Annotated in this window: 16 protein-coding genes and 1 pseudogene; 10 read left to right on the top strand and 7 right to left on the bottom strand. The window is 72.5% G+C overall.

Annotation, left to right across the window (positions count from 1 at the left end; genetic code table 11):
• Positions 1-103 precede the first annotated feature (103 nt).
• From ACGFU7_RS24395 to ACGFU7_RS24385, 3 genes and pseudogenes are all read right to left on the bottom strand, one after another.
• Positions 104-976, bottom strand: a complete 873-nt coding sequence (locus tag ACGFU7_RS24395; RefSeq protein ID WP_393698221.1) for a biotin-dependent carboxyltransferase family protein — start codon at positions 974-976, stop codon at positions 104-106.
• Positions 973-1,653, bottom strand: coding sequence for an allophanate hydrolase subunit 1 (locus ACGFU7_RS24390; RefSeq protein ID WP_393698219.1), 681 nt, complete (start codon positions 1,651-1,653; stop codon positions 973-975). Before ACGFU7_RS24390 ends, ACGFU7_RS24395 begins: the two co-directional genes overlap by 4 nt.
• Positions 1,650-2,113 (bottom strand): annotated as a pseudogene (locus tag ACGFU7_RS24385) (LamB/YcsF family protein). Before ACGFU7_RS24385 ends, ACGFU7_RS24390 begins: the two are co-directional and overlap by 4 nt.
• Before the next feature lie 245 nt (positions 2,114-2,358).
• Here ACGFU7_RS24385 and ACGFU7_RS24380 point away from each other — a divergent pair.
• A complete protein-coding gene (locus tag ACGFU7_RS24380) occupies positions 2,359-3,075 on the top strand; it encodes a hypothetical protein (protein ID WP_393698217.1) in 717 nt (238 codons plus the stop codon).
• Between the two features lie 115 nt (positions 3,076-3,190).
• Positions 3,191-4,429 (top strand): Cmx/CmrA family chloramphenicol efflux MFS transporter, encoded by a 1,239-nt coding sequence (locus ACGFU7_RS24375; protein WP_393698215.1) that lies wholly within the window; start codon positions 3,191-3,193, stop codon positions 4,427-4,429.
• Positions 4,430-4,507: 78 nt separating this feature from the next.
• On the opposite strand, the gene ACGFU7_RS24370 is transcribed toward ACGFU7_RS24375, so the two are convergent.
• Complete coding sequence (locus ACGFU7_RS24370; protein ID WP_393698213.1) at positions 4,508-4,783, bottom strand: DUF4031 domain-containing protein; 276 nt, start codon at positions 4,781-4,783, stop codon at positions 4,508-4,510.
• On the bottom strand, positions 4,780-5,148 hold the full coding sequence (locus ACGFU7_RS24365; protein WP_393698211.1) for a hypothetical protein: 369 nt from the start codon (positions 5,146-5,148) through the stop codon (positions 4,780-4,782). Before ACGFU7_RS24365 ends, ACGFU7_RS24370 begins: the two co-directional genes overlap by 4 nt.
• Positions 5,149-5,294: 146 nt before the next feature.
• On the opposite strand from ACGFU7_RS24365, the gene ACGFU7_RS24360 reads away from it, so the two are divergent.
• The 7 genes from ACGFU7_RS24360 to ACGFU7_RS24330 all read left to right on the top strand — a co-directional run bounded on the left by ACGFU7_RS24360 (position 5,295) and on the right by ACGFU7_RS24330 (position 13,722).
• Positions 5,295-6,212 carry a MurR/RpiR family transcriptional regulator gene (locus ACGFU7_RS24360; RefSeq protein ID WP_393698209.1) on the top strand — a complete coding sequence of 306 codons (918 nt, stop codon included), beginning with the start codon at positions 5,295-5,297 and terminating at the stop codon, positions 6,210-6,212.
• Between the two features lie 98 nt (positions 6,213-6,310).
• Entirely contained in the window at positions 6,311-7,276 is a 966-nt protein-coding gene (gene murQ / locus ACGFU7_RS24355) for an N-acetylmuramic acid 6-phosphate etherase (protein ID WP_393698207.1), read from the top strand.
• 48 nt (positions 7,277-7,324) lie between these two features.
• On the top strand, positions 7,325-8,857 hold the full coding sequence (locus tag ACGFU7_RS24350) for a PTS transporter subunit EIIC (RefSeq protein WP_393698205.1): 1,533 nt from the start codon (positions 7,325-7,327) through the stop codon (positions 8,855-8,857).
• A 242-nt stretch (positions 8,858-9,099) separates the two neighbouring features.
• Positions 9,100-9,702 carry a hypothetical protein gene (locus tag ACGFU7_RS24345; protein ID WP_393698203.1) on the top strand — a complete coding sequence of 201 codons (603 nt, stop codon included), beginning with the start codon at positions 9,100-9,102 and terminating at the stop codon, positions 9,700-9,702.
• Complete coding sequence (locus ACGFU7_RS24340; protein ID WP_393698201.1) at positions 9,666-10,367, top strand: ABC transporter ATP-binding protein; 702 nt, start codon at positions 9,666-9,668, stop codon at positions 10,365-10,367. Before ACGFU7_RS24345 ends, ACGFU7_RS24340 begins: the two co-directional genes overlap by 37 nt.
• Complete coding sequence (locus tag ACGFU7_RS24335) at positions 10,364-11,089, top strand: ABC transporter ATP-binding protein (protein WP_393698199.1); 726 nt, start codon at positions 10,364-10,366, stop codon at positions 11,087-11,089. Before ACGFU7_RS24340 ends, ACGFU7_RS24335 begins: the two co-directional genes overlap by 4 nt.
• Positions 11,086-13,722, top strand: a complete 2,637-nt coding sequence (locus ACGFU7_RS24330; RefSeq protein WP_393698197.1) for an FtsX-like permease family protein — start codon at positions 11,086-11,088, stop codon at positions 13,720-13,722. The genes ACGFU7_RS24335 and ACGFU7_RS24330 overlap by 4 nt, the downstream gene beginning before the upstream one ends.
• On the opposite strand, the gene ACGFU7_RS24325 is transcribed toward ACGFU7_RS24330, so the two are convergent.
• Complete coding sequence (locus ACGFU7_RS24325) at positions 13,708-15,063, bottom strand: ATP-binding protein (RefSeq protein ID WP_393698195.1); 1,356 nt, start codon at positions 15,061-15,063, stop codon at positions 13,708-13,710. The two genes, ACGFU7_RS24330 and ACGFU7_RS24325, sit on opposite strands and share 15 nt — an antisense overlap.
• Before the next feature lie 30 nt (positions 15,064-15,093).
• A complete protein-coding gene (locus tag ACGFU7_RS24320) occupies positions 15,094-15,780 on the bottom strand; it encodes a response regulator transcription factor (protein ID WP_393698193.1) in 687 nt (228 codons plus the stop codon).
• Between the two features lie 144 nt (positions 15,781-15,924).
• Here ACGFU7_RS24320 and ACGFU7_RS24315 point away from each other — a divergent pair, with 144 nt between their 5' ends.
• Positions 15,925-16,599 (top strand): response regulator transcription factor, encoded by a 675-nt coding sequence (locus ACGFU7_RS24315; RefSeq protein ID WP_393698191.1) that lies wholly within the window; start codon positions 15,925-15,927, stop codon positions 16,597-16,599.
• The last annotated feature ends 21 nt before the right edge of the window (positions 16,600-16,620 follow it).

Here is a 16,620-nt window from a genome sequence, read left to right as displayed (position 1 = left end):
GGGGGGGCGGGGGGCGCGGGGGGGGGGGGGGGGGGGGGGGGGGCGGCCGGGCCGCCCCCCCCCCCCGGACCCCCGGGGCGGAGCCCCCGGTTCGGGAAGCCCCCTACCCCACCACCACGAACCGCACCCGCACCCCCGGCACCACCTGTGCCGCCCCCGCCAGCGCGGCCTCCGGCACCACCCCCACCACCGGGTAGCCCCCCGTCGTCGGATGGTCGTTGAGGAACACCACCGGCCGCCCGTCCGGCGGTATCTGGATGGCCCCCAGCACCATGCCCTCGCTCGGCAGCTCCCCCTCCCGCGCACGTTCCAGCGCGGGCCCCTCCGTCCGCAGCCCGATGCGGTTGCTGTGCGGCGACACCCTGTACGCGGCGGTGGCGAGAGTCCGCAACGCCGCGTCCGTGAACCAGGTATGACGTGGCCCCAGCTGCACCGGCAGGACGAGTTCGGTCGGCGCCCCCGGCCACGGCACGGCGTCCGGCGCCAGCGGAACGGGCCCCGCAGGCATCCCCAGCGGCTCCACGTCCCCGTCCCGCAGCGGCGCCGGTCCCAGCCCGGACAGCAGATCCGCCGACCGACTACCGAGCACCGGCTCCGGCACCAGGCCGCCACGGAACGCCAGATAGCTCCGCAGGCCGCCCTCTGCCGGACCGGCGTCGAGCACCGCCCCCGCCGGTACGGGAACGGGGGCGCCCCATGCCACCGGTCGCCCGTCCACCGTGACCCGGCACGCGGCACCCCCCACCACCACCACCGTGGAACGTCTCGGCCGTACCCCACACCCGGTGACCGTGGTCTCCAGTACCGCCGCGTCCGCCGTGTTGCCGACCAGCCGGTTGGCGAGGCGGAGGGCAGGTGCATCCAGTGCGCCGGCCCTCGGCACCCCGAGGTGTGCCCAGCCGACCCGTCCCGCGTCCTGCACGGTGGTCAGCGCCCCGGCCCGGACCACGTCGAGGGCGTCCGTCGCCTCGATCACTCCGCCACCCCTGCCGCCCCCGCCACCACGAACCGCACCCGCGCGCCCGGCCTCAGCAACGCCGCCGGTTCCCGTGCCGGGTCCCACAGCTCCTCGGGGTCCGGCATCCGCCCGATGAGCTGCCACCCGCCGGGCGACGCGCGCGGATAGACCCCGGTGTACGGCCCCGCAAGAGCCACCGCCCCCGCCGGAACCTTCGTGCGCGGAGTCGCCCGCCGCGGCACATGAAGGTGACCGGGCAGTCCGGCCAGATAGCCGAAGCCGGGCGCAAACCCACAGAACGCCACCCGGAACTCCGTACCGGCGTGAATGCCCGGCACCTCGTCGACGCCGACGCCCCACGCTGTGGCGACCTCGGCGAGATCCGGCCCGTCGTAGACGACAGGGATCTCGACCGCGTCCCCGGTCCCACGCCGCAGCGGCGGTGTCCGCCAGGATGCGAGTTCGCGGGAGAACCGCACCCGCACCTGACCCGTATGGTCCGCGATACCGTCGAGCAGCACGCTTCGTGCGCCGGGCACGATCTCCCTTATCGCGGGCAGTTCACCGCGCGCGTGGCGGCGCAACAACTCGACGTGGAAGGCCTCGGCGTGCTCGCCGGAGGACAGCTCGACGAGCAGCGCCTCCCGGCCAACGGGCAGCACCAGCACCTCGGCGCCGAATCCGTCCCCGCTCACACACACGCCCGCACGCCAACACCCGCCTCTGCCAGCGCCCCGCGGACCTGGCGGGCCAGCACCGCGGTTCCGGGGACGTCGCCGTGCACGCACAACGACCATGCGGCGCCCGTTATCCGGCTGCCGTCGGCGCCCGTGACACTGCCGTCGGCCGCCGTCCAGACACCGTCGCCCCAGAAGGCCCGGTTGCAGAGCACACCGTGCTGTTTGACGCACGAGACGGTGGCCCCAGCCTCTTCGGCGAAGGCCCGAAGACCGCCGATCTGGTAGACGACCTCGGCTGCCAGTTCAGCCGCGGGTACGTCCATGGAGCGGCATCCGAAGCCGGCCGGATCGCGGTACGAGACCTGTGCCCGGATCCATACACCCCGGGCTGCCACCCGCTCGCAGACCCGTCGCGTCACGGAGGCGTCGCGCGGAAGCCGCAGGCGACATCGGCGCTGGTGACACAGTCGAGCAGCGCGTCGTTGGTGAGGGTTCAGTTCCCGAACCCTTCACCGAGGTCCGCGTTGAGATCCATCGGATTGGTTGGACTCATCGGATCCATCACGGGCGCACACTAGCGATTATCTGACAATCCAACAATGACCGGTGTCGCTCGGCTCGGGAGCAGGGACGACCGTACGGTGACTGGCCGTTCCGCCGACCGCACAGGCATGTCGCGGAGCCCCCCGAGACTGTCCGATCCCGAGCTAGGGTCGTTCCATGACCGACAGCTCGCGCGAAAGCAGTGCCGCCGGGGCCGCCCACGAGGCGGGCAGCGTTCACGATGCGAGGGACGATGCCAACGGCTCCCTTCGCGACCGCTGGCAGGCGGCCCTCGTCGCCGTCCGGGGCGGCGCCCCCGCCCCCGATCCGCAGCCGTACGCCGACAATCTGCTGGCGCGCTGGGCCGAACCGCAGCGGCGGTACCACACCACCGCGCACCTGGTCGCGGTACTCGACCGCATCGACACGCTCGCCGGGTACGCGGCCGACGCGGATGCCGTGCGCCTCGCCGCCTGGTTCCACGACGCGGTCTACCGGCCCGACCGGTCCGAGAACGAGGAACGCAGCGCCGCCCTCGCCGAACGTGCCCTGCCGGAGGCAGGCGTACCGGCCGACGTCACGGCCGAGGTCGCCCGGCTCGTCCGGCTCACCGTCACCCACCATCCGGCGGACGGCGACACCAACGGCGAGGTGCTGTGCGATGCGGATCTGGCCATCCTGGCGGCGGCCCCGAAGGAGTACGCGGCGTACGCGGCGCAGGTGCGGGAGGAGTACGGCTTCGTGCCCGACGACGCGTTCCGGGAGGGGCGGTCGGCGGTGCTGCGTCAGCTGCTCGGGCTGCCGCGGCTGTTCCGTACGCCGCACGGAGTGGCCCGGTGGGAGCCGCGGGCACGTCAGAACCTGTTGACCGAGTTGGAGCTGCTCAGCCACTGAGCGTGCGGTGGGGCGGTGGCCGCAAGCCGTCGGCAGCCGGAATGCAGCGGGAATGTAATGGCCGTGATCGCTGTTGGCAGCTGTCATGCCCGACTCTGCCGCTCGCCGCTCACGCATGCCCCTTGCCGTATACATTCTGGGCCTCTCGGTCTTTGCCCTGGGCACCAGCGAGTTCATGCTCTCCGGGCTGTTGCCGCCCATCGCCGACGACATGAACGTGTCCATCCCCCGGGCCGGACTCCTCATATCCGCCTTCGCGATCGGCATGGTGATCGGCGCCCCGCTGCTCGCCGTGGCCACGCTCCGGCTGCCGCGCCGCACCACACTGATCGCCCTGATCTCCGTCTTCGGCCTCGGTCAGGTCGCGGGTGCGCTGGCTCCGACGTACGAGGTGCTCTTCGCGTCCCGTGTCGTGAGCGCCTTCGCCTGCGCCGGGTTCTGGGCGGTGGGGGCGGCGGTCGCCATCGCGATGGTGCCGGTGAACGCGCGGGCCCGTGCGATGGCCGTGATGATCGGCGGTCTGTCGATCGCCAATGTGCTGGGCGTGCCCCTGGGTGCCTTTCTCGGTGAGAACCTCGGCTGGCGGTCGGCGTTCTGGGCCGTGGCTGCGGCGTCCGCCGTGGCACTGGTCGGGGTGGCGACGCTGATTCCGCGCATTCCGCTGCCGGAGCAGAAGCCGCGGCTCAAGCAGGAGATGAGCATCTACCGGGACCGGCAGGTGTGGCTGTCGATCGTGATCACGGCCCTCGCGGCGGGCGGTGTCTTCTGCGCGTTCAGCTATCTGGCCCCGCTGCTGACGGATGTCGCCGGACTGGACTCGGGCTGGGTGCCGACGGTGCTCGCGCTGTTCGGGATCGGTGCGCTGGTCGGTACGATGATCGGCGGCCGGGTCGCGGACGCGCATCTCTTCGGGGTGCTGATGAGCGGCATCGCGGCCTCGACGGTCTTCCTGACCGCACTGGCGCTGTTCGCCTCGAACCAGGTTGCCGCGGTCGGGCTCTCGTTCCTGCTGGGACTGTCGGCGTTCTACACGGCTCCGGCGCTGAACGCCCGGATGTTCAATGTCGCGGGCGCCGCTCCGACGCTGGCCGGTGCGACGACGACGGCCGCGTTCAACCTGGGCAACACGGGCGGCCCCTGGCTGGGCGGCACGGTGATCGACGCGGACTTCGGTTTCGCGGCGACCGCGTGGGCGGGGGCGGCGATGACGGTACTGGCGCTGGTGGCCGTGGTGTTCTCGCTGCGGCTGCAGGGCCGGGGCAGGTCGCGACGGGTGACCGGATCGCCCGCCGTGGCATCGTCGGGGGCGCCGGCAAAGGCGGCGTCCGCGGAGGCGGGTACCTCCGCGGTCTGACCCGCGCCCGCCGGCCCGGACGCGCGAACGGCGGGCCCGGGCCGAGGCTGACAAACGCGCGGCAGAGCGCGGAGCCCGTCAGCTGCCGGGGGCCGGACGTCCCTTGGGCCGCCGCAGCCCGGCCTCCGTGATCCGGCGGACGAGCTCTTTCGAGCCGATCGGCCGGGCCCCGGCACGTACCGCGTCCTCGTACCGCGATTCCGGTACGTCGTAGTGGTCCCGCTCGAACGCGCGGGGCGGGCAGCCGATGGACGCCGCGAAGGCGTGCAGCTCCTCGAAGGACACATCGCTGACCAGGTGCGACCAGAGCCGCCCGTGCCCCGGCCAGTCCGGCGGGTCGATGTAGACCGTCACCGCCGGAATATCCCGCTCAGCGAACCGACCGGTGCGACGGCCACGGCGGCCTTCGTGCACACCCAGTGCGGGTCCGGGCCCAGCTCCGGTTCGACGTCCAGGGCGTGCGGGTCGCCCGCGTCACAGACCGGGCAGAGCGGCCACCGCCCGTACCGTTCGAGCAACGCGTCCTGCACGTCCTGCGCGACGAGACCCACGACGAACGAGGCGCCGTCGGGCCACTGCTCGACCCACCAGCGGCGGTGGGTCACCGCGTCCTCGACCAGCGAGACGATCCCGGCCTCTGCGACGTCACCTGCGGCGAGATCGGCCATGACCAGCGCACGGGCCGTGTGCAACGCCTGTTCCAGGGGATTCATCTCCATGGGCCCATTGTCACCCCGCCCACGAACCCGCTTCTCGCGCCCGCCCCTGCCGTTTCCGCGCTGTCGGAGGTGGTGCTGGAAGTGCTGTCAAAGGTAGGGACCAAAGGGGGGTTGACGGGCAACCCGGTTGAAAATATCTTTCAAAGGTGACCAATGACCTGAAGGAAAGTTTCAGCACTGCTTCACCGCCCGCCCCGGCGGCTCTCGCAGCCAAGGTGCGCACGCTCGCGCCGTCCATGACCCGCTCCATGCAGCGCGTCGCCGAGGCCGTCGCCGGTGACCCCGCAGGCTGCGCCGCCCTCACGGTCACCGGTCTCGCCGAGCTCACCGGCACCAGCGAGGCGACCGTGGTCCGCACGGCCCGCCTCCTGGGCTACCCCGGCTATCGCGATCTGCGCCTGGCCCTCGCCGGGCTCGCCGCGCACCAGCAGTCGGGCCGGGCTCCCTCCGTCACCGCCGACATAGCGGTCGACGACCCGATCGCCGATGTGGTCGCCAAGCTGGCCTACGACGAGCAGCAGACCCTCGCCGACACGGCCGCGGGGCTCGACACCGTCCAGCTCGGTGCCGCGGTGGCCGCCGCCGCCACCGCCCGGCGCATCGACATCTACGGCGTGGGCGCCTCGTCCCTCGTCGGCCAGGACCTGGCGCAGAAGCTGGCCCGTATCGGCCTGATCGCGCACTCGCACACGGACCCGCACCTCGCGGTGACCAACGCCGTGCAGCTCCGCTCCGGCGATGTGGCCATCGCGATCACGCACTCCGGCTCCACCGTCGATGTCATCGAGCCGCTGCGGGTCGCCTTCGACCGCGGTGCGACGACGATCGCGATCACCGGCCGCCCCGACGGCCCCGTGACTCAGTACGCCGACCACGTACTGACCACGTCCACCGCCAGGGAGAGCGAGCTGCGGCCCGCCGCCATGTCGAGCCGTACGAGCCAGCTGCTCGTCGTCGACTGCCTGTTCATAGGCGTCGCGCAGCGCACGTACGAAACGGCCGCACCGGCGCTCGCCGCCTCCTACGAGGCGCTGGCCCACCGCCACACCCCGCGCCCGCGCTGACCCCGAACCGACCCTGACCACTCGCACCCGCACCCGCACCCGCACCCGCACCCGCACCCGCTGAACCGTACGAGATCGAGAAAGCAGAGCCGCTCTCCATGACCTCCACCACCGACGCCGACACCACCACCCCCGACGGATACGGGGAACTGCGCGCCCAGCTCGAAACGCTCACCACCGAGGCGTTCCGGCCCGAGCTCGCCGAGATCGACCGCCTGGGCACGCTTGAGATAGCCCGGATCATGAACGGCGAGGACCGGTCCGTCCCGGCCGCAGTCGCCGCCCGGCTGCCCGAGATCGCCGCCGCGATCGACGGCACCGCGGAGCGCATGGCCCGCGGCGGCCGGCTGATCTACGCGGGCGCGGGCACGGCGGGCCGGCTCGGCGTGCTGGACGCCAGCGAGTGCCCGCCCACCTTCAACACCGACCCCTCCGAGGTCATCGGCCTGATCGCAGGCGGCCCCTCCGCCATGATCAAGGCCGTCGAAGGCGCCGAGGACAGCAAGGAGCTGGCCGCCGCCGACCTCGACGCCCTGGACCTCACCGCCGACGACACGGTGGTGGGTATCTCCGCCTCCGGCCGTACGCCGTACGCGATCGGAGCCGTCGAGCACGCCCGTGGCAAGGGCGCGCTGACCATCGGCCTCTCCTGCAACGCGGACTCCGCCCTGGGCGCCGCGGCCGAGCACGGCATCGAGATCGTCGTCGGCCCGGAGCTGCTCACCGGCTCCACCCGGCTCAAGGCGGGTACGGCCCAGAAGCTCGTCCTCAACATGCTCTCGACGATCACGATGATCCGGCTCGGCAAGACGTACGGGAACCTGATGGTCGACGTCCGCGCCTCCAACGAGAAGCTGCGCGCCCGCTCCCGCCGCATCGTCTCGCTCGCCACCGGAGCGTCCGACGCGGAGATCGAGGCCGCCCTCGCCGCGACCGACGGCGAGGTGAAGAACGCCATCCTCACCATCCTCGGCCAGGTCGACGGCCCCACCGCCGCCACCCTGCTGACCGCGTCCGACGGCCACCTCCGCGCCGCCCTCGCCGCCGCCCCCCGCACCACCTGACCCACCGGCTCCGCCCCCGAACCCCCGCACAGCAAGGCACCACGCACCATGGCAACAGAAGACAAGAACCGCGCCACCGCCGCCGCGATCCTTCCGCTCGTCGGTGGCGCCGCGAACGTCAGCTCCATCGCCCACTGCATGACCCGGCTCCGGCTGGGCCTGCACGACCGCTCGCTCGTCGACGACCAGGCCCTGAAGGCGGTACCCGCCGTCATGGGCGTGGTCGAGGACGACACGTACCAGATCGTCCTCGGCCCCGGCACCGTCGCCCGGGTCACGCCGGAGTTCGAACAGCTGGTGGAGGAGGGCAAGGCAGCAGCCCCCGAACCGGCGCCTGTCTCCGCCTCCGCTCCGGCGGACGAACTGGCCGCCCAGGGTGCAGCGATAAAGGCAGCACGGAAGGCGAAGAACTCCACCCCGTTCAAGCTGTTCCTGCGCAAGATCGCCAACATCTTCGTCCCGCTGATCCCGGCGCTCATCGGCTGCGGCATCATCGCCGGTCTCAACGGCCTGCTGGTGAACCTGGGCTGGCTGACCTCGGTCACGCCCGCGCTGGCCGCGATGGCGTCCGGATTCATGGCGCTGATCGCCGTGTTCGTCGGCTTCAACACGGCGAAGGAGTTCGGCGGTACGCCGATCCTGGGCGGTGCGGTCGCCGCGATCATCGTCTTCCCGGGCGTCGCGAACATCGAGGCGTTCGGCCAGACGCTCTCCCCCGGCCAGGGCGGTGTGCTGGGTGCGCTCGGCGCGGCAGTGCTCGCGGTGTACGTGGAGAAGTGGTGCCGACGCTGGGTGCCCGAGGCGCTGGACGTACTGGTCACCCCGACCCTCACGGTCCTGGTCTCCGGTCTGGTGACGATCTTCGGCCTGATGTACGTGGCCGGTGAGATCTCCACCGCCATCGGTACGTTCGCCGACTGGCTGCTCTCCAACGGCGGCGCGGGCGCGGGCTTCGTGCTCGGCGGTCTCTTCCTGCCCCTGGTGATGCTGGGCCTGCACCAGGCGCTCATCCCGATCCACACCACCCTGATCGAGCAGCAGGGCTACACGGTCCTGCTCCCGATCCTCGCGATGGCGGGCGCCGGCCAGGTCGGCGCGGCCGCGGCGGTCTACTTCCGTCTCCCCCGCAACGAGTCGATCCGCCGGACCATCAAGTCCGCGCTCCCGGCCGGTCTGCTGGGCGTCGGCGAACCGCTGATCTACGGCGTCAGCCTCCCGCTGGGCCGCCCGTTCATCACGGCGTGTGTGGGCGGTGCGTTCGGCAGCGGCTTCATCGGCCTGTTCAACCAGCTCGGCGACAAGGTCGGCTCCACGGCCATCGGCCCGTCCGGCTGGGCCCTGTTCCCCCTCCTCGACGGCAACCACGGCCTGGGCACCACGATCGCGATCTACGCGGGCGGCCTGCTGGTCGGCTACCTCGCCGGATTCCTCGCGACGTACTTCTTCGGCTTCAGCAAGGACCTGCTGACGGAGTTCAACGTCTCCCAGGAACCGACGGCCTCCACGGTCACGGCAACGGGCGGCCCGACGTCCCCGACGACCGGCCCGGACAGCCCGGCGAGGGAACCGGCCGGGGTCTGATACCTGACGTGAATGAGGGGCGGCACCCGATGGCTGGGTGCCGCCCCTCATGCGCCCCTCCGCCGTCCGCCCGCCCCGAGCTCCCCGACGGGCGCACCGAGGCGATGGGCCGCATCCGGGCGCCCTCCCGGCGTTAACCCCCCGCTAACCCTCCACGGTCACGGCGCTGGCCGGTGGGTTTCTAGCGTCGGAGTCGAGGCGGCATTCCGGTCGGCTCCTTCGCTCGCGCAGAGGTGTTCCCCATGCGTCGTACCTTGTCAGCCGTGGTGACCGGCCTTGTGGTCATTACCGGGGCCGCGGCCTGTTCCTCCTCTTCCGGTTCGTCCGGTTCCTCGCACTCGTCGTCCTCCTCCACGGTCGCGCCCCCGAAGGAGGTGAATCCGGCCGGTGACATCCCCGACAACCAGGTGTACGTCGCATGGTCGCCGTCCGGCGGCGGCTACACGGTGAAGGTCCCCGAGGGGTGGGCCCGTCAGCAGGTTGGCAAGGCCACGGTGTTCAGCGACAAGTTCAACAGCGTCCGGATCGACCGGAGTCCGGTGAACAAGGCCCCCACGGTCCAGTCGGTCCGCTCGGTCGATCTGCCGGCCATTCGGCGCAGCGCCAAGAACGTCACGGCGGGGAAGGTCAGCACCGTGAAGCGCTCGGGAGGCACCGCCGTGCTGGCCACCTACCGGGCCGACTCGGCGCCCGACCAGGTGACCGGCAAGAGCGTGCGCCAGGACGTGCAGCGGTACACGTTCTGGAAGAGCGGCAACCAGGTCGTGCTGACCCTGTCCGGCGCGGTGGGCGCCGACAACGTCGATCCGTGGCAGATCGTGACGGACTCCTTCCGGTGGGCATGATGAGTGCGACCCGGCTCACCGCCGATTCCCTGTACCGGTTCTTCCGCGCGGGCGAGGAGGAGACGTTCGCGCTCCAGGGCGTGGGGCTCCAGGTTGAGAAGGGTGAGATCGTCGCGGTGACCGGCCCTTCCGGCTCCGGGAAGACCACACTCCTGAGCTGCCTCGCCGGGCTCGACGAACCCGACGGCGGCACCGTGCACATCGCCGGCGAACGCCTTTCCCACCAGCAGGAACACCTACGCAGCCGGCTCCGTGCCCGGTACATCGGCGTGCTGTTCCAGTCCGGCAATCTGCTGGACCACCTCACAGTGCGCGACAACATCCGGCTGGTGCAGGGGCTTTCGGGCGGTAAGGACCGCCCCGGCGTGCACGAGCTGCTCCGGGACGTCGGGATCGCCCCTCGTGCGGGTGCGCTGCCCCGGCAGCTGTCGGGCGGCGAAGCCGCCCGCGCCGGGCTGGCCGTCGCACTGGCCAACAACCCGGCCGTTCTGCTGGCCGACGAGCTGACCGGCGAGGTCGACGGGGAGACGGAGCGCCGCGTCCTCGCGCTCCTGCGCGAACGCGCGGGTGCGGGCACGGCGATGGTGCTCGTCACCCACTCCCGCGCGGTGGCCGCCGTCGCGGACCGGGTGCTCCGGCTGCGTGACGGGCGGTGGGTGCGATGACCGACGCCGGTCCCACGACCGCGGAACCGCTCGTCGTCTGCGTGGACGCGGCTCGCACCTACGGCTCGGGGCCGAACGCCGTCGTCGCCGTGCACGGGGCGAACTGCGTCGTCCCCGCCGGTGCGCGGATCGCCGTGGTCGGCCCCTCCGGCTCCGGCAAGTCGACCCTGCTGCATCTGATGGCGGCCCTCGACCGGCCCACGGCCGGCACGGTCAGCCACCCCGGGCTGACCGCGGACCCCAAAAACGCTGCGGACATCCTGCAGGCCCGGGACATCGGTGTCGTCTTCCAGGGGCCCAGCCTGCTGCCGCCGCTCACCGCCATGGAGAACGTCACCCTGCCCCTGCTCATCGACGGCCTCGGAGCGGACGAGGCCGCCGACCGGGCGTCCGCCGCCCTGGCCGAGCTGGAGCTCGAAAAACTGGCCACCAAACTCCCGGACGAGATGTCCGCGGGTCAGGCCCAACGCGTCGCGGTCGCCCGGATGCTGGCCCGCAGACCGCGGCTGATCCTGGCCGACGAGCCGACCGGCCAGCTCGACCGCGAGACCGCCCGGCACGTGCTGGCGGTACTGCTGTCCGCCGCCGACTCGCTCGGCGCGGCCGTCCTGGTCACCACCCATGACGCCCGGGTGGCGGGCGCCCTCGACGAGCGCTGGTACATGGCCGACGGCCGACTCGTACAGCCCGAAACCCCCGACCGGGAACGTGAGTTGCGATGATCAGAATCTGGCTCTCGGGCCTGCTGCGGGTACGCAGCGGACGCCTGATCGGCACGGCACTCGGCGTGATGGTCGCCGTCGCCCTGCTCGCGGCGCTCGGCGGGTTCCTGTCCACCACCCGCGCCACCATGACGTCGCAGTCGGTGCGTTCGGTCTCCGTGGACTGGCAGGTCCAGGCGACCACCGGCGCTGACGCGCACCACGTGCTGTCCACCGTACGGGGCCTGCCCGGCACCAGGGCGGCCCTTCCGGTCGGGTACGCACAGACCGACGGCCTGGGCGCGCACACCGGCGGAACGACGCAGAACACCGGTGCGGGTTCGGTCCTCGGCCTGCCTCGCGGTTACGCCGCCGCCTTCCCCGGTGAGATACGACTGCTGGCCGGGCGGGAGCAGGGCGTGCTCCTCGCCCAGCAGACCGCCGCCAATCTGCACGCGGCCCCCGGTGACACCATCACCATCAAGCGGGCGGGCGGGCTGCCGCCCGTGCCGGTGAAGGTGGCCGGTGTCGTCGATCTTCCGTTCGCGGACTCGCTGTTCCAGAAGGTCGGCGCCCCGCCCCAGTCGCAGCCCTCCGCGCCGCCGGACAATGTCGTGCTGCTGCCCCAGCAGACCTGGCAGACCGTCTTCGGTCCGCTCGCCTCGGCCCGTCCCGACCTGGTGCAGTCGCAGATCCACACCCTGCGCACCCACTCCCTGCCGTCCGACCCGGCCGCCGCTTACTCCGCGGCCACGGGCAACGCGCACCACGCCGAGGTGCAGCTCGCCGGTACCGGCCTGGTCGGCGACAACCTCGGCTCGGTCCTGGACGCCGCCCGGTCCGACGCCCTGTACGCACAACTGCTCTTCCTCTTCCTCGGCGTGCCCGGTGCCGCGCTGGCCGCGGCCCTGACCTGGGCGGTCGCCCAGGCCGGTGCGGGCCGTCGCCGCAAGGAGCAGGCGCTGCTGCGGACGCGCGGTGCGACCGTCGGCCGGCTGATGAGCCTGGCGGGCGTGGAGGCGGCCGTGGTCGCGGTGCTCGGTGCGGTCGCAGGCCTGGGGCTGGCCACACTGGTGGACCGTGCGGCCTTCCACGGCAAGGGCATTCCGCTGTCCTGGATGCTGATCGCGTGCGGCGTCGGCGCCCTCGTCGCGGCGGCGACCGTACTGGTGCCCGCCCGGTACGACGCCCGCCGGGCCACGATCGTCTCGGGGCGCACCGCGGTCGGGCGGCCCACGGTGCCGCGCGCCGCGTGGTGGGTGCTGGGTCTCGGCCTGCTCGCCGGTTCGCTGGCCGTCTTCCGCGCCACAAGCGGCACCAACTACGCCCTGGTCCTGGCGCCCGAAGGCACCCCGACCCTGTCGGTCGACTACTGGGCGTTCGCCGGTCCCGCACTGTTGTGGGCGGGGAGCACGGTGGTGGCCTGGCTGCTGGTGGATCTGCTGCTGCGCCGCGGCAGGCCGGTCCTTGCCCGGCTGTTCCACCCGGCGGCGGGAGTTCTGTCCGGTACGGTCGCGGCCAGTCTGTCCCGGCAGCGGGGCACCGTGGTGCGCGCGGTGGTGCTGCTGGCACTGGCCTGCGCGTTCGCCGTGTCGACGGGCGTCTTCAACTCCACGTACCGCCAACAGGCGGCGGTGGACGCGGTGTTGACGAACGGCGCCGATGTCACGGTCACCCAGCCGGCCCTCTCCGCGGCGGACACCGCGAAGCTGGCGGCGGTGCCGGGAGTACGGCATGTGGAACCGCTCCAGCACCGGTTCGCCTATGTGGGCGCCGACTTGCAGGATCTGTACGGAGTACGGCCCGCGAGCATCGTGTCGGCGGGGCGGCTCCAGAACGCCTACTTCTCCGGTGGCACGGCACAGTCCCTGATGGACCGCCTGGCTCAACGTCCGGACGGGCTGCTGGTCAGCGCGGAGACCGCGCACGACTTCCAGCTGCACCCCGGTGATCAGGTGCGGCTGCGCCTGACCGACGCACGGACCGGCCAACTGCGTACGATCGCCTTCCACTTCCAGGGTGTCGCCAAGGAGTTCCCGACCGCCCCGAAGGACAGCTTCCTGATCGCCAACGCCTCGTACATCGCGCGTACGACGGGCAGCGGCGCCGCCGGGACGCTGCTGGCGGACACCGGGGGCACCGGCCAGCACCAGGTGGCGGACCGAGCGAAGAAGGCGCTGGGGCCGAGCGCCCATGTCACGGATCTGCCGTCGTCGCAGACCGTCGTCGGCTCCAGTCTGACCGCGGTCGATCTCGCCGGACTCACCCGGGTGGAGCTGGGCTTCGCCCTGGTGATCGGCGCGGCTGCGGGCGGTCTCGTACTGGCCCTGGGCCTGGCCGAGCGGCGCCGCACCCTGGCGCTGGCCTCGGTGCTGGGTGCCAGGGGCCGGCAGCTGTCCGGGTTTGTGTGGAGCGAGGCGGCGCTGGTCGCGGTGGCGGGTGGCGTGGCCGGTGCGGTGGTGGGGTGGGCCCTGTCGCAGATGCTGGTGAAGGTGCTCTCCGGGGTCTTCGACCCGCCCCCGGACCAGGTGGCGGTGCCATGGGCGTATCTCGCCGCGCTGGCCGGTGTCACGGCGGCCGCGCTGGCGGCGGCGGCCTGGGCGGCGGCGCGGCACGCACGCAGACCTCCGCTGACCGAACTACGGGAGTTGTGAGGGTTCCTGGCCCTCCACCGGCGCCGCCAGGAGCCAGGTGAACCGGGGCCGGGGCCGGGGCCGGGAGACGAAGAGCCTCCCGCCCTCGGCCTCGGCCAGCGAACGGGCCAGTGCGAGCCCGATCCCATGACTTCCGGTAACCGCACCGCCCCGCCGCGCGAACACACCGCCCGTACCTGTTTCCGGGATGCCGTCCCCCTCGTCCTCGACATCGACGGCGACGACCCCGGCGGTCTCCTTCGCGTGCACGGTCACCGTGCCCCGGCCGTGCGTCGCCGCGTTGGAGAGCAGCACGTCGAGGATCTGCCGGGCGGCCCGCTGCGATCCGAGCGCCTGTGGCAGCTCGTCGTCGGCCCTGATCTCCAGGCGCCGCCCCTGTGCGGCGAGCGGGCCGTGCCAGTCCGCCTCGGCCCGGGCGAACAGGGCCGCGAGGTCGAGCGGCGCCCGTTCGGGTACGTCCCTGGCCAGGGCGAGCAGGTCGTCCAGGGTGGTCTCCATGCGTTCGAGCTGCGCCAGGGCCGAACGGACGGCCGCGCGCGGACCGGCACCCGGACCGGCGCCCACACCGCCCTCCACATCAGCGTCCGGACCGGCCGCGAGGGACATCTCCAGTTCCAGTCGTACGCCGGTCAGTGCCGTACGCAGCTGATGCGAGGCGTCCGCGCTGAACGCCCGCTCCCGGCGCAGGAGTTCATCGATACGGGCGGCGGCCCGCGCCAGTGCCTGGCCGACCGCGTCCGGCTCCGGAAGCCCGGACGGCTCCGCCCGGGCCGTCAGATCGCCGCCCTCCATCTCCCGGGCGACCCCGGCCAGCTCCTCCAGCGGGCGGGCCAGACGCCTGCTGGACCGTACGGCGAGCAGAGCGCCCACGCCCACCGCGACCGCTGCCAGCGCCAGCATTCCGGCCCAGGTCAGCGCGGCCCGCTGCAGGGGCTGGGAGGCCGGCGAGGCGACCCGTACGACCGCCCGCACCCGCTCCGAGCCACCCACGGGGACGGCAGCGACCAGGCTGTCGCCGACCTGCCGGGTGACGACTCGGCCCGCCTCCGCGTCCCGTACCGGGGCATCGCCCGTGTCCGGCCCCGTTCCGAGGATGCGCCGGGCGTCGGGCCCGTACACCGCGACGTCCGTACCGGACTCGACAGGCGGCAGCTCGATCGGGTCGCCCGTACTGGTGATCCGCTCGGGCAGGCTGAGCGCGACCTGTTCGCCCAGCGACTGCGCCTCCCGCTCCTCGTCCTGCTGGTACAGCCGCAGCGCCGCGTAACCGAGCGGCAGCGCGAAGAGCAGCACCGCGCACGCCACGGCGAGAACGGTCGCTCTCAGAATGCGACGACGCACGGCACGCCCTTTCTCATGACCGGGCTCCGGTCACGGCCCGGTGGGGTCCTCCAGCCGGTACCCGAACTGCCGCAACGTCGTGATGCGCACCAGGTCACCGAGCTTGCGACGGAGGGCGGCCACATGGACGTCGAGGGTCTTGGTGGGGCCGAACCAGTTCTCGTCCCACACGTCGCTCATCAGATCCTCCCGGCTCACCGCCTCCCCCGGGTGGACCGCGAGCCGAACGAGCAGGTCGAATTCGCGGGGCCTGAGCTGCACCTCACCGGTCGGGGTGGTGCAGCGCCGTGCCGACCGGTCGATCACCACCGCCCCGACACGGACCCGGGGCGCACCGCCGTTCGCGTGGGGCGCCGCCCGCCGCAGATGGGCGGTGACCCGTGCCTGGAGTTCGGCGAGCCGGAACGGCTTGGTCAGGTAGTCGTCGGCGCCGCACTCCAGGGCTTGGATGACATCCATTTCCCCGGTACGGGCGGTCAGCACGACCAGCACCGCGTCCGGCGCCCGCTCCCGGAGCCTGCGGCAGAGTTCGAAACCGTCGATGTCCGGCAGCCCCAGATCGACGAGGAGGAGATCGGCGACGGGCTGCTGCTCGGTACTCGCCAGGGCGCTCGCCCCGTCGGGGCACCACTGGCTGTCGTGGCCCAGCACGCGCAGGGTCGCGACCAGCCGACTGCCGATCGCCGGGTCGTCCTCGATGACCACGATGCGCGCCACTCCGTCACGCTACCGCGGCCGGGCGGCGCCGGTCCGTCCGCGCACACTGCTCCGCCCTGGCCACGCCCCGATGGTGCCGCACGCCACCTGAACAGAACCTGAACGCGCTGGGGTACCCGGCGCCGGCCGGGTAATACTGGCCGGGTGACCGCTGCACGCATTCTTGTCGTCGAGGACGACCACGGCCTGCGCGATGTCCTGGCCCGTGGCCTGCGCGACGAGGACTTCGACGTCGTGACCGCCGCCGACGGCGCCACCGCTCTGAAGACCGTCGACGAGTCGGTGCACGCGGTCGTGCTCGATGTGGGGCTGCCGGACTCCGACGGGCGCGATGTGTGCCAGGCGATGCGCGGTGCGGGGTTCACCGTTCCGGTGATCTTCCTGACCGCACGGGGCAATCTCACCGACCGGCTCTCCGGTTTCGCCTCCGGCGGCGACGACTACCTGGTGAAGCCGTTCCACCTCAGCGAGCTCGCGGCCCGCGTCCGCGCGGTCCTGAACCGCGCCGGTCACCGCGGCAGCACCCTCGCCGACAGCGCGGGCGCGATGCGGCTGAACCCGATACGGCACGAGCTGACGGTCCACGGCCACCCCGTGGCCCTGACACCGACCGAGTTCCGCCTGCTGGCGTGCCTGATGTCCGGCCCCGGGAACGTGGTACGCCGCCGGGCCCTGCTGCGGGCGGGCTGGCCGGAGGGGGCGCAGGTCAGCGACAACACCCTGGACCAGTACCTGGCCCGCCTGCGCCGCAAGCTCCGCGAGGCGGACAGCCCGCAGACCATCAGCACCGTCCGCGGCATCGGCTACCGCTTCGGCTGAGGACCGGAACGGCAACCCGCC

It is taken from the genome of Streptomyces sp. NPDC048473 (genome assembly GCF_043200155.1).
Taxonomy (GTDB): Bacteria; Actinomycetota; Actinomycetes; order Streptomycetales; family Streptomycetaceae; genus Streptomyces.
This window is presented reverse-complemented; position numbering and strand designations above follow the sequence as displayed.

What these genes read in the sequence shown, in the direction of transcription:
- ACGFU7_RS24380 (WP_393698217.1), top strand. Translation starts at nt 2,359, where the DNA reads ATGACCGACAGCTCGCGCGAAAGCAGTGCCGCCGGGGCCGCCCACGAG.
- ACGFU7_RS24375 (WP_393698215.1), top strand. Translation starts at nt 3,191, where the DNA reads ATGCCCCTTGCCGTATACATTCTGGGCCTCTCGGTCTTTGCCCTGGGC.
- ACGFU7_RS24365 (WP_393698211.1), bottom strand. Translation starts at nt 5,148, where the DNA reads ATGGAGATGAATCCCCTGGAACAGGCGTTGCACACGGCCCGTGCGCTG.
- murQ (WP_393698207.1), top strand. Translation starts at nt 6,311, where the DNA reads ATGACCTCCACCACCGACGCCGACACCACCACCCCCGACGGATACGGG.
- ACGFU7_RS24350 (WP_393698205.1), top strand. Translation starts at nt 7,325, where the DNA reads ATGGCAACAGAAGACAAGAACCGCGCCACCGCCGCCGCGATCCTTCCG.
- ACGFU7_RS24345 (WP_393698203.1), top strand. Translation starts at nt 9,100, where the DNA reads ATGCGTCGTACCTTGTCAGCCGTGGTGACCGGCCTTGTGGTCATTACC.
- ACGFU7_RS24335 (WP_393698199.1), top strand. Translation starts at nt 10,364, where the DNA reads ATGACCGACGCCGGTCCCACGACCGCGGAACCGCTCGTCGTCTGCGTG.
- ACGFU7_RS24330 (WP_393698197.1), top strand. Translation starts at nt 11,086, where the DNA reads ATGATCAGAATCTGGCTCTCGGGCCTGCTGCGGGTACGCAGCGGACGC.